This window comes from Wenyingzhuangia sp. 2_MG-2023 (assembly GCF_030548295.1).
Taxonomy (GTDB): domain Bacteria; phylum Bacteroidota; class Bacteroidia; order Flavobacteriales; family Flavobacteriaceae; genus Wenyingzhuangia.
In genome coordinates this window covers 125,055-137,481 of sequence record NZ_JAUOSB010000003.1, presented here as the reverse complement: position 1 = coordinate 137,481, position 12,427 = coordinate 125,055, and the positions used below count along the sequence as shown (strand labels likewise).

At 32.4% G+C, this 12,427-nt stretch carries 13 protein-coding genes; 10 read left to right on the top strand and 3 right to left on the bottom strand.

The annotated features are described in order from the left end of the window. Positions 1–5: 5 nt before the first annotated feature. Positions 6–584 carry a TetR/AcrR family transcriptional regulator gene (locus Q4548_RS06245; RefSeq protein WP_303452679.1) on the bottom strand — a complete coding sequence of 193 codons (579 nt, stop codon included), beginning with the start codon at positions 582–584 and terminating at the stop codon, positions 6–8. 271 nt (positions 585–855) lie between these two features. Here Q4548_RS06245 and Q4548_RS06240 point away from each other — a divergent pair, with 271 nt between their 5' ends. Then, the gene (locus Q4548_RS06240) at positions 856–1,188 is read left to right on the top strand and encodes an EF-hand domain-containing protein (protein ID WP_303452677.1); all 333 of its coding nucleotides are present in this window, start codon (positions 856–858) and stop codon (positions 1,186–1,188) included. A gap of 179 nt (positions 1,189–1,367) precedes the next feature. After that, positions 1,368–2,369, top strand: coding sequence for an LLM class flavin-dependent oxidoreductase (locus Q4548_RS06235; protein WP_303452675.1), 1,002 nt, complete (start codon positions 1,368–1,370; stop codon positions 2,367–2,369). Here the strand turns inward: Q4548_RS06235 and hxpB are convergent. Both hxpB and Q4548_RS06225 read right to left on the bottom strand, forming a co-directional pair. Further along, positions 2,366–3,007 carry a hexitol phosphatase HxpB gene (hxpB, locus tag Q4548_RS06230; protein WP_303452673.1) on the bottom strand — a complete coding sequence of 214 codons (642 nt, stop codon included), beginning with the start codon at positions 3,005–3,007 and terminating at the stop codon, positions 2,366–2,368. The genes Q4548_RS06235 and hxpB overlap by 4 nt on opposite strands. 3 nt (positions 3,008–3,010) lie before the next feature. Continuing rightward, positions 3,011–3,748, bottom strand: coding sequence for an NrtR DNA-binding winged helix domain-containing protein (locus Q4548_RS06225; protein WP_303452670.1), 738 nt, complete (start codon positions 3,746–3,748; stop codon positions 3,011–3,013). A gap of 338 nt (positions 3,749–4,086) precedes the next feature. Between Q4548_RS06225 and Q4548_RS06220 the strand changes: the two genes are divergently transcribed. The 8 genes from Q4548_RS06220 to Q4548_RS06185 all read left to right on the top strand — a co-directional run bounded on the left by Q4548_RS06220 (position 4,087) and on the right by Q4548_RS06185 (position 12,376). Then, positions 4,087–4,908: a hypothetical protein gene (locus tag Q4548_RS06220; RefSeq protein WP_303452668.1), complete on the top strand. Its 822-nt coding sequence runs from the start codon at positions 4,087–4,089 to the stop codon at positions 4,906–4,908. A 44-nt stretch (positions 4,909–4,952) separates the two neighbouring features. Then, positions 4,953–6,017, top strand: coding sequence for a substrate-binding domain-containing protein (locus Q4548_RS06215; protein ID WP_303452666.1), 1,065 nt, complete (start codon positions 4,953–4,955; stop codon positions 6,015–6,017). A gap of 18 nt (positions 6,018–6,035) precedes the next feature. Beyond that, positions 6,036–7,562, top strand: a complete 1,527-nt coding sequence (locus Q4548_RS06210; protein ID WP_303452664.1) for a sugar ABC transporter ATP-binding protein — start codon at positions 6,036–6,038, stop codon at positions 7,560–7,562. Positions 7,563–7,575: 13 nt separating this feature from the next. Then, positions 7,576–8,544, top strand: a complete 969-nt coding sequence (locus Q4548_RS06205; protein WP_303452662.1) for an ABC transporter permease — start codon at positions 7,576–7,578, stop codon at positions 8,542–8,544. Between the two features lie 12 nt (positions 8,545–8,556). After that, positions 8,557–10,041: a mannitol dehydrogenase family protein gene (locus Q4548_RS06200; RefSeq protein ID WP_303452660.1), complete on the top strand. Its 1,485-nt coding sequence runs from the start codon at positions 8,557–8,559 to the stop codon at positions 10,039–10,041. A gap of 11 nt (positions 10,042–10,052) precedes the next feature. Beyond that, positions 10,053–10,937, top strand: coding sequence for a carbohydrate kinase (locus Q4548_RS06195; protein ID WP_303452658.1), 885 nt, complete (start codon positions 10,053–10,055; stop codon positions 10,935–10,937). A 624-nt stretch (positions 10,938–11,561) separates the two neighbouring features. Next, the gene (locus tag Q4548_RS06190; RefSeq protein ID WP_303452656.1) at positions 11,562–12,236 is read left to right on the top strand and encodes an NAD(P)H-dependent oxidoreductase; all 675 of its coding nucleotides are present in this window, start codon (positions 11,562–11,564) and stop codon (positions 12,234–12,236) included. Continuing rightward, positions 12,227–12,376, top strand: coding sequence for a hypothetical protein (locus tag Q4548_RS06185; protein ID WP_303452654.1), 150 nt, complete (start codon positions 12,227–12,229; stop codon positions 12,374–12,376). Before Q4548_RS06190 ends, Q4548_RS06185 begins: the two co-directional genes overlap by 10 nt. Positions 12,377–12,427 lie beyond the last annotated feature (51 nt).

Here is a 12,427-nt window from a genome sequence, read left to right as displayed (position 1 = left end):
TATTTTTATTGTTTGATACTATCCCATGCAAGTAAAAATGCATTTTGGATATATTCTTCATTAATTGTAATGTCTTTTTTCTGTTTTGCATTCATTAAAAATGCCAAAGGATATACGGTATAAGCATATAATATATACGGACAGCAGTTTTTAATAACTCCCTCTTCTTGACCACGTTTCCATAAGTCGAGTAGGGGTTGTAAATGTTTGATGCCTTCTTTTTTACTATCTTCATCAATCATAGGAGTGTTGTCACAATGAGATAAAAACATAGCTTCTTCAATTTGCATCAATTTGTAATCTGCAATTTGAAACCATATGTTTCTAAATCCTTCTTGAACATTCAAAGTAGCATCGTAATTTGCAAATGCATGCGTTGCAAATGCTGTTTTTATTTCTAAATACACTTTGTTGATAAGATCTTGTTTGTTTTCAAAATACAAATAGATAGTTCCAGGAGAAACACTAGCCATTTTGGCTATTTTAGACATGGGTGCAGCGTGAAAACCATTGTTGATTACCAACGAAATGGTTGCTTTTATAAGCGCATTTCTTTTTATTTCACTTTTACTTAATTCTTGCATTGTTTCTCAATTAGAGTACAAATATATAAAAAATGAACGTTCATTCACTTTTTGTAAAGACTAAAACAAAATTTATAAAACAATGTAAATATGAAGTAGTAACAAGTTGATTTACAATATATTAAAAAAAAATATTGATTTTTAGTGAAAAAAAAACACTTTTTTTGATTTTACGATTAAACTATATTTAATAAAACGGGTCTTAGCTTAGTTCTAATATAAAATAGAGGACAAATAAAAATCAAATAAACAATAATTAATATTTAAAAAAATGAAAACATTAAAACTAACTTTGGCTACAATCGCTGTAATGGCATCAGCAACTTCATTCGCTCAAGAAGCAAAACAAAAACCATCTCCAGAAAAAATGTTTAAGAATTTAGACAAGGACAAGGATGGAAAAATTACAAAAGAAGAATTAGAAGGAAAGAAAATCTTAAACAGATTTGATAAAATTGATAAAGATGCAAACGGAACTATTTCTTTAGAAGAATTAACCAATGCAATGAACAAACAAGGTAAAGGTAAAAAAGCTGAAGGTGACAAACCTAAAAAAGCAAAACCTGCTCATGATGAAGACGAAAATGAAGATGGTGAAGAATAAATCTTGATTCATCCATAGCTTATAAAAGCACTTACTAGTAATGGTAAGTGTTTTTTGTTTTATGGCATTTTATTTGAAAGGTTTTGGTGAAAAATCACACTAAGAAGTGTATAATATAATGTTGTTTTTGTTAAGTAAAACAGTATCAGAAAAATAACATTGATAAGAAGATTCCTTTTATGAAAACCCTCTATTCAATTTTAGATTTGGCTTTAGTTTCTAAAGGTCAAAATTTACAAGAAACGTATAACAATACATTGCAATTGGCACAACATGCCGAAAAACAAGGATATACTCGCTACTGGTTGGCAGAACATCACAATTCGTCTAACATAGGGAGTAGTGCAACCTCTGTTTTAATTGGTTATGTAGCTCAAGGAACACAAACGATTAGAGTAGGATCTGGAGGGATTATGTTGCCCAATCATTCCCCTTTAATTGTAGCAGAACAATTTGGAACCTTAGGCTCTTTGTATCCTAACAGAATAGATTTAGGCTTGGGAAGAGCACCAGGAACTGATAGAGAAACAGCAGAGGCCATTCGTTCTGATTTTATGCAGGCGGCTCATTCTTTCCCTAACGAATTGAAAAAAATAGAAACCTACTTTTCTACAGACAATGCCAGCTCTAATGTACGTGCTACAGTAGCAGAAGGGGTTAATGTGCCTATGTATATTTTAGGTTCTAGTACAGATAGTGCTCATTTGGCAGCTAAAAAAGGATTGCCCTATGCGTTTGCTAGTCATTTTGCAACCACACATTTATGGAATGCATTAAACATTTACCGTAATGAATTTAAATCATCTAGTGTTTTGCAGGAACCGTATGTTATTGTAGGACTAAATGTGATTATTGCAGACACGGATGAAGAAGCAGATCGTTTGTACACTTCTCTAATCCGTATGATTATGGGCTTGTTTACAGGGAAACGAGATTACGTACAACCACCTACCCAGATGACAGATGATTTTAGAGAAATACTAAAAAACCCACAGATTCATCAAATGTTAAAATACTCTTTTGTGGGGAGTAAGGCTACGGTAAAAGCTAAAATAAAAGAGTTTAGAGAACAGACTCAGGCAGATGAGTTGATTGCAGTGACCAATATTTATGATGTTAACGACAGGATTAAATCTTACAAATTGTTTTCAGAAATTATGCAAGAACTAAACAATGCTTAATTTTTTAAAAAATCAATCACTAGGTGTAAAGAATTGTACCTAGTATCTGCAATAGCAAATTTTGGTGCAGCAACATCGCTAGTCAATACAATGGTATGTGCCATAGAAGCTTTGGCAGCAATCATTCCTGTAACAGAGTCTTCTAAAATATAACATTCTTCGGGTTTAGAATTTAATTTTTGCATTGCTTTTATGTAAACCGCTGGATTTGGTTTTCCGTAAACTTCATCATCAGCACTGCAAATTTCATCAAAATAATCTTCTACTTTTAATTTATACAAAACGGCTTCTATAATTTTCCAGCTAGACGAAGTAGCCAATCCAATTTTATAGTTTTCTTTTTTTAGGTATTGTAACAAATCCAGCAAACCATCAATGGCTTTTCCATCTTTTAAAATAGTAGTGGCTACTTGTTCTAAAATTTGTTGTTCTAGGTCTTTGGAATCTATGTTCAATGAATACAAATCACACCAGGTTTTGGCTACCAAATCAATTCTTTTTCCCATGGTGTTACGCACACAGTCTTCTACAGTAATGCTATGACCCAAATTGTGTAAAGCATTGATTTGTGCAACTCTCCAAAATGGTTCAGAGTCAATCATTACTCCGTCCATATCAAAAATAAATGTGTTTCTCATGTCTTAAATATTGATTAAATAGTTTTTTTGATACATTTTTTCATAAACATCTTTGCTAAACATATACAACTGAGCAGGTTTTTTAGAAACGCCTACCTGTTTTTCATCTAACGGAATAATGTATTTTTTATTGATGAGTTTTCTTCTAAAGTTACGATTGTCTATTTCTATGTCTAAAATAGATTCATACAAATCTTGAACATCATTAATGGTAAATTTGTCTGGTAACAACTCAAAAATAATAGGTTCTGCCAAACATTTAATTTTCAAATCTTCGTAAGCTTCTAGTATAATTTGTTTGTGATCGAACCCCAATGTTGGCAATTCAGCAACAGGAAACCATTTGGCATTGTGCTTTGTTTTTTCCAAATCAACATCTTCTGTTTTTACCAAGAAATAATAAGCAATGGTTACCGTTCTGAAATTGAACTTTTCATTGTTAATCCAAGTGATGTCTTTTTCATTTTTCAATCGATCTGGATCTCCAAAAGCTTTGAACTGTTTCTTGTAAGTATTTGTCAAGCCTGTCAATTCTTTCAACACGCGAGTAGCAGAATCATCTAACGTTTCGTGTTCGTATATATGATACCCTGTGAGTACGTAATCATCAACCAAAACTTCGTTTCCTGATGCTGACTCTAAATAGCGATTGATCAATAGCAAGTTTAATGACTTTGTAGTAGTGTCGTATCCAAAAACAACACAATCTACAGAAATATTTGGGTTTTTCTTTAATTCCATAATTGTAAATAATAGGCAAAGTTACTTATTAGCTCTCATTGATAAGATTTATAAACGTCAAAAATACATTATTTGTAGTTTTAGGCATTTACATATTCTACAAATATAGAATACTTATTCTATAAAATCACAACACAAAGCATTGTTTTTATTGGTTTTGTGTAATTTTTCAATAAAAAATCTATTAAAAATTTGTTTTCTACTTTTAAAAATACATACATTTGTAAAACAAACGTCATTTATACGTTTTATAACAAACTAACTAATCTTAATATTTAATTATTATGAAAATCACAAACAATAACCTTGAAAATACACAAGCCTATAAAAGCTTTAATATGGAGAAAACTTTTTTAAGCAAAGGTGTGTTGATTGCAATGATGATTTTAGGATTGTTTTCTGCAACTGCACAAAGTGAAGCAGAAACAGAAGATACTTACAAAGCTTTTAATGCGGGTTTACATTTAAAAAACATGCATTTATGGCACGGGTTTGTAGTGCATCCTGGTGCAATGATTGCTACAAATTTGGAATTCAACTCTAGAGATAAAAAATTCAATTTTGGAGTTTGGGGAGGTGCAAGTTTTGCGGGAGTAGATATTACAAACAACTCAACAGGAGAAAACATTAGTTCTTATTATAAAGAATTTTCTATCTATACTTCTTATAAATTTTCAGACAAATTTTTTATTGAAGCAGTATCACACAACAACTATACAGGTGTAGAAGAAAGAGGAGATGGGTTGCATTATTGGAGTTATGATATTACGCAAGGATACAATTTTGTAGATCTTAATTTTGGATACAACGTTACCCCAAATACTTTGCTGTATTTAGCAACTATTATAGGAGGGGGTTCAGGAGATTTTGAAACACAAGTAGATGGATCTACTAAAAACTCATGGACACACTATTTTGAAGTAAAGAGCAAAGTTTGGGAAAAGAATGATACAAGCTTATCCCTTTTTGCGGGTGGTGCTTGGTCTTTTATTACAGACAAAACTTTTTACACCAACAATAGCGGAAACATTATTAATATAGGGGCAACTTTAAGTAATAAAGTGAATTTAGGAAACTTTAAACTACCTGTAGATGTTACTGCAATGTGGAATCCTGAACAAGAAAGAACAGTTCTTCAAGTAGATTTCACTATCTTTTAAGAACAATCATTATAAAAACAACACGTATAAAACTCTATAAAATCATGAAAAAAACAACGATAAAAATCGCTTTTAAGCAACTGGTAAAATCTTTAATGGTAGGAGCATTGCTTTTGAGTTTGGTGAACTGTGCTGAGAAAATCAGTTCTGGAGAAAATAACAATAGTGACACTGAAAATACAGGGGTTATTATTGAAAGTAAAATAGATTTAACAGGTAAAAAAATAGGGTATTGTACCCCTAGTTTAAACGCTCCTTATTACCAAGCATTACTAAAAAGTATAAAAGAAACTACAGAAAAAAATGGGATGATCTTTTTGTCAGCAGACGGACAAGATGATATCAACAAACAAATTGCTGCCGTAGAAGATTTAATTACCAAAGGAGTAGATGCTTTGTTGTTAAACCCTAAAGATCCTGATGCTTTGGTTGGGGTTACTAAAATGGCAAAAGCTGCTGGAATTCCTGTATTTATTATTGATAGTTCTATAAGTCCAGAAGCAGACTATGTAACAACCATTCAATCTAACAACTTAGCTAACGGAGCTTTGGCAGGAGAGTGGTTGGCAAAAAAATACGGAAGCAAAGAAATGAATATTGCTTTGTTAAGCGGAAATGCAGGAAACCCAGTAGGTAGAACTCGTAAACAAGGATTGTTACAAGGAATTACAGAAGAGCAATTAAGAAGTTTAGGATACATTAATTTAAATGTAAAAACACAAGCGTATACAGACTGGTCTTATGCTGGAGGGTTAAAAGCAATGGAGGATATTTTGGTAGCTCACCCAGATATTAATGTAGTGATTACAGAATCTGATGTGTGTGTACTTGGAGCTATCAAAGCCATTAAGCAAGCAGGAAAAACAGATGATATTTTAATTGTTGCGGGTGCTGATGGTCAAAAAGAAGCGATTAAATACATAATGGAAACTGATTTTTATGGATGTACAGCTATGAACAGTCCTGTACAAATCGGAATCAATTCGGTGCATTATGCCATTCAATACATGAACGGAAAAAACGATTTTTCTAAAACGTCATTTACAGAGCCTTTGTTAATCACAAAGAAAAATGCAGCACAGTACTACAATCCTAAGGCCTTATTTTAACCCTTAAACTTATTTGATATGCAAAATTTAGAACATGAATACCGACTAGAAATGTCAGGAATATCAAAAAGTTTTGGTGTTGTTTCGGTACTTAAAAATGTAAATTTAAAAGTAAAACCGGGAGAAATTCACGCTTTACTAGGAGAGAATGGTGCAGGTAAATCTACTTTGATTAAAATATTAAGTGGAGTGCATCAAAAAGACAACGGAACTGTTTTATTAAACGGAAAAGAAATCAATCCTAAAAACACACACGATGGTCAAGTATTGGGAATTAGTGTGGTGTTTCAAGAACTGTCTTTGGTCAATGATTTGTCTGTAGCAGAAAATATTTACTTACATAAATTAGGAAGTAGCCAATTCTGGATGAACTGGAAAGAAATCACCCAAAACGCACAGGAATTGATTGATTCTTTAGGTTTTAAAATTGATGCTTCTGCAACGGTAAGAAACTTGAGTATAGTACAAAAACAAGTAGTAGAAATTGCCAAAGCTTTGTCTGAAGATACCAAAGTTTTAGTGTTAGATGAACCTACAACCGTTTTTGATCCTACAGATACCAAAAAGTTACTAGACAATCTTTTTAAGTTAAGAGACAAGGGAATATCTATTATTTATATCTCACATCATTTAGAAGAAGTTTTTAAAATAGCCGATACCATTACGGTGTTAAGAGATGGAGTAGATACAGGATCTGTAAGCACCAAAGAAACCAATACAGACGATGTGATTAAAATGATGATTGGTAGGGAATTAAAAGATTTATATCCAACTCGTACTGCTAAAATTGGAGCAAATCCTGTGTTTGAAGTGAAAAATTTAACCGCCAAAGATAATTTGGTACACGATGTTTCTTTTGATGTAAAACCCGGAGAAGTATTAGGAATTGCTGGTTTGGGAGGAAGTGGAAGAACCGAAATGGCCAAACTGATTTTTGGAGTAGATAAAAAGAAATCTGGAACTTTATTGTTAGAAGGAAAAGAAATAAAAACAAGTTCTCCTGTAGAGGCAGTGTCTCATAAAATTGGATTTGTATCCGAAGACAGAAAAGAAGAAGGAGTCTTTTTACCGATGTCCATTAGAAAAAACATTAGTGTGACCAACTTTAATTTTATATCAAACCCATTTGGTTTCTTAAAAAGAGATAAGGAACAAAAGAATGTGACAGAATTGATAGAAAAGTTAAACATTAAAACACCAAGTTCTGAAATTGAAGTAAAAAACTTAAGTGGAGGAAATCAACAAAAAGTAGCCTTGGCAAAATGGTTAAGCATAGATAGTAAAGTTATCATTATTGATGAACCTACCAGAGGAGTAGATGTAGGAGCTAAAATTGAAATTTACAACCTAATTAACGAAGTAGCAGAAAAAGGAGTAGGAGTCATTGTTATTTCTTCGGACATGCCAGAGATTATGGGTATTGCAGACAGAATTCAAGTGATGCACACCGGAACCATTTATGGAGAACTTCCTAAAGAAAAATTCTCTGAAGAAAACATTTTACGTTACGCCATTGGAAAACCACTAAAAGAATTAAGCATTTAAAAAACATATCATTATGACTCAAACTATAAAACAACAATTAAGCAGTCCAGGAGGATGGCTTCAATTTTTAATCAAGTACAACACCATTTTTATTTTTGTTTTACTGGTTATTTTTTCAGCATTTATTTCAGATGTGTTTTTCACATCGGTAAACTTATCAAACTTATTAAAACAAGTATCAGGAATTGGTATTATTAGTATTGGTATGTTGATTGTAATTCTTACCGGAGGAATTGATTTGTCCGTAGGATCTATGGTCGCTTTACTTGCAGTTACCTTTGCCATATTAGTGAACTTGGTTATTTTACCCTTGGCTATTTTAGGAACTATTGTGATAGGATTTGCTTTAGGAAGTATTGCAGGATATTTGGTAGCCTATCAAAAAATGGCACCTTTTATTGCTACGTTAGCGTTAATGACCATTGCTAGAGGTTTAGGGTTTATTTACTCAAATGGATCTCCTATTATTTTTGAAACCAAAGGAGGTTTGTTCATGTCTAACTTCGCAAATAATTCAACTTTAGGAATTCCAAACATTGCTATCGTGTTTTTTATCATAGTGATAGGAGCTATGGTGATGCTAAAACACAATGTGTTTGGTAGGTTAGTGATTGCTATTGGTAGTAACGAAGAAGCTTCTCGTTTGTCAGGAATTAAAGTCAATAAATACAAGTTTTTAGTCTATGCTATTTCTGGAGCATTAGCCGCAACTGCAGCTATTATTGTAGCTTCTAGAACCAATTTAGGATCTCCAAACATGGGAGTTGCTTGGGAATTAGATGCCATTGCAGCCGTAGTTATTGGTGGTGCCAGTTTAAACGGAGGAAAAGGAACAGCTATCAATACCTTAATGGGAGTGCTTATTTTAGGGTTGATTAGTAACATTCTAAACCTGTTAAACGTACCATCTTATCCACAACAAGTAGTTAAAGGAGGAATTATTGTATTTGCAGTGTTGTTACAACGTTTTGAAAACAAATAAAAAGAAAATCAGATGAAATCATATCAATTAAATAATCAAAACTTAGCTAAGTTTAAAGATCAAGTTGCCATTCCAACCTACGACAGAAGTCAAGTAAAAACAGGAATTGTTCATGTAGGAATCGGTGGTTTTCACAGAGCACATCAAGCTTTGTACACCGATCAATTATTGCACCAACCTAACAATTCAGATTGGGGAATTTGTGGAGTTGCTTTGTTAGAGTTTGATTTAAAAATATACCAAACGTTAAAAGACCAAGATGGATTGTACACCTTAGTCGTAAAAGAACTAGATGGAACGTTTACCAAAAGAATTGTAGGTGCTATTACAGAGTGTTTGTTCGCTCCAGAAAATCCATCAAAAGTGATTGAAAAAATGGCGAGTGAAGAAGTGAAAATCATCACGTTAACCATCACAGAAGGTGGATACAATTACAACGAAGCAACGGGAGCATTTGATGCTACCAATCCTCAAATTCAGCATGATATTGAAAACCCGTTTGCTCCTAAAACTATTTTTGGTTATTTAACACAAGCGTTAAAAGTAAGAAAAGAAAAAGGATTGAAAGGAATTACGATTCAGTCTTGTGATAACATTCAAGGAAACGGACACATGACTCAAAAAATGTTATTGAGTTATGTACAATTGGCCGAACCAACTTTGGTGACCTGGATAGAAAACAATGTGTCTTTTCCAAACAGTATGGTGGATAGAATTACACCTGCAACTGCACCAACGGATATAGAAAGTTTAAAAGAAACTTCTGGTATAGAAGATGCTTGGCCAGTAGTATGTGAACCATTTAAACAATGGGTGATAGAGGATGATTTTGTAAACGGAAGACCTGCTTGGGAAACCGTAGGAGCACAGTTTGCTAAAGATGTGGTTCCTTATGAAAAAATGAAATTAAGCTTGTTAAATGCAGGACATTCCGTTTTAGGAATTCTAGGAGCTTTAATAGGATATAATACGATTGATGAAGTGGTTCACAACAAAAATATCAGCACCTTTTTAAAAGGGTATATGGATGATGAAGTAACAGCTACTTTAGGAACTTTAGAAGGAGTGGATTTGGAAGTTTACAAAAAATCGTTGATAGAACGATTTGGAAATAGCAACATCAAAGATCAGATAGACAGAATTTGTTCAGAGAGTTCTGCTAAAATCCCCATTTTTATTTTACCTACAGTAAATGCTCAGTTAAAGGACAAAGTCAAGATAAAACATGCTGCTTTTGTATTGGCTGCATGGGCTATTTACAGCATTGGAAAAGATGAAAAAGGCAATGATTTAAGTATTAAAGATGCCTTAAAAATTACGTTACAAGAAAAAGCTATCCAGGCACAAAACAACCCAAAAGTATTTTTAGAAATAGAAACTGTTTTTGGTGATTTAAGTAAAAATGAAGCTTTTGTAAAGGCGTTTGAAAACGCTTATAAAAGTATTGTAGAGCAAGGAGTAGAAAATTGTGTGGTAGCCATCAACAATACCTTATAAAATATAAAGAGATGAAAAACATAGTATGTTTTGGAGAAGTGCTGTGGGATGTTTTTCCTGAGCATAAAAAAATAGGAGGAGCTCCATTAAATGTGGCCATTAGATTACAATCCTTGGGCAATACTGTAAGCATGATTAGTAGTGTTGGATTGGATGTTGATGGTGATGAGATTATAACTTTTGTAAATGAAAATAACGTAGACACAAACAACATTCAAATAGATACTGTTTTAAAAACAGGAAGTGTAAAAGTAGCATTGGATACTGAAGGTTCTGCTACCTATGAAATTGAATTTCCAAGAGCTTGGGATTATATTAATTTGACAGAAAAAGCAAAAAACATAGCTGAATTATCAGATGCTTTTATTTATGGAAGCTTGGCTTCTAGAGATCAAGTTACTAGAAACACCTTGTATGAACTGTTGAAAATAGCGAAGTATAAAATATTTGATGTCAATCTTAGAAAACCACATTATACAGCTTCAGTTTTAGATCATTTAATGAACAAAGCTGATTTTATAAAGTTTAACGATGATGAGATTTTAGAGATTGTAAAAAATTACGAATCAGCAATAACAACTGTAGAAGAGGCTATTCCTTTTATAGCCAAACAAACCCATACAAACTCTATTTGTGTGACCAAAGGAGGAAAAGGAGCAGTGTTGTATTACGATGGTATTTTTTACAGTAACAATGGCTACAAAGTTACGGTAGTTGATACTGTGGGAGCAGGAGATTCGTTTTTAGCTTCTTTGATAAATCAACTACTAAAAGACACTGAGCCACAAAAAGCAATTGATTTTGCTTGTGCAGTGGGAGCTATTGTAGCAAGTAAAGCAGGAGCCAATCCTAAAATTGAACAAAAAGAGATTGAGCAACTTATGTATAAGGAATAAATATTTTAATAAAAAATGTTAGAATCTATAAAAAAATAAAGATGCTCTCATGGAATTGAATTTGCACCTATACTTTTCATTAAAAGGTATTTAAAGAACCATTTAAAATCATTTACAAGGGAGAAAATTAAACAATGTCAAATTCATAAAATAATCAACTATAAATTATCTATAACTTTTCATTAAGTTTGCGCTACCTTATTAAAATTAACCCCTTTTTGATTTAGCACCCCACAATCTTATACTATGGATAAGTTGGGGTGCTTTTTTTATTAAAAAGAATATTTATTAAATAATATCCACCGTTAGAAGCAAGGATGAAACCTCTTTTTTATTGTACTTACCACGACTACAAACTCCATCTTAAGAAACTAAACATCAGTTTATTGAGAGTGATTTGGTTTTTATGCAAATTACACTTGTAGGGAAATCCCAAGGGGATTCTTTCTTTTAAAATACATTCCTTTCCTAATCAAAAAATCACAGCAAATATTGTTGAATACTTTGTATTAGTTAACAAAACCTTTATTTATACCAATATTCCCTTTTTTTATACCTCTATATACAAGTCCTACTGATTTAATTTTGTAGTCAAAATATTAATACAACGAAAAAAATATAACAATGAATACACCCAACATTTCAAAAGAAGAAATTATCAATGCTTTTAATTTTAGGCATGCTACCAAAGAATTTGATGATCGTAAGAAATTAACAGATGAAGAAATTCATTTTATTCTACAAACAGCACAATTATCACCAAGTTCTTTTGGTTTTGAACCATGGCACTTTATTGTTGTGCAAGACAAAGAATTAAGAGAATTGTTAAAACCAGTTGCTTGGGGAGCTCCTGTGAAGTTAGACACCGCAAGTCATTTTATTTTAGGATTGAGTATGAAAGCACCCATGGTAAAGTACGATACTGATTATATTATGTCTATGATGAAAGATGTAAAACAATTACCTGCTGATGTGATAGAAATGTACTCTAAATTTTACAGAGAATTTCAAGAGCGAGATTTTAAACTAGACAACGATCAGAAATTATTTGATTGGGCTTCTAAACAAACGTACATCGCTTTAGGAAACATGATGACAGCGGCTGCATTAACTGGAATTGATAGTTGTCCTATAGAAGGATTTCACCAAGAAAAAGCAGAAACTTTGTTAAGAGAAAAGTTTGATATTGATACAGATAAATATGGATTGTCATACATGGTGGCATTTGGTCATAGAAAAGCAGCACCAGAATTCCCAAAATCTAGAAGGAATTTTGATGATATTGTTACTTGGAAATAAATAGTTCTACACTAAAAAAAGAAGCTATTTCAGGAACGTATTTAGACAACGATCAGGGAGATTTTGGACTAGATCATAAAGATGCTATCAATTCAAAATTGACACATGAATTGATAGCTATAACTTCTAATTTATTTTAATCAAAAAGGTAGGGTAAAATCCATTTACAATGTTTCTATAATATACATTAC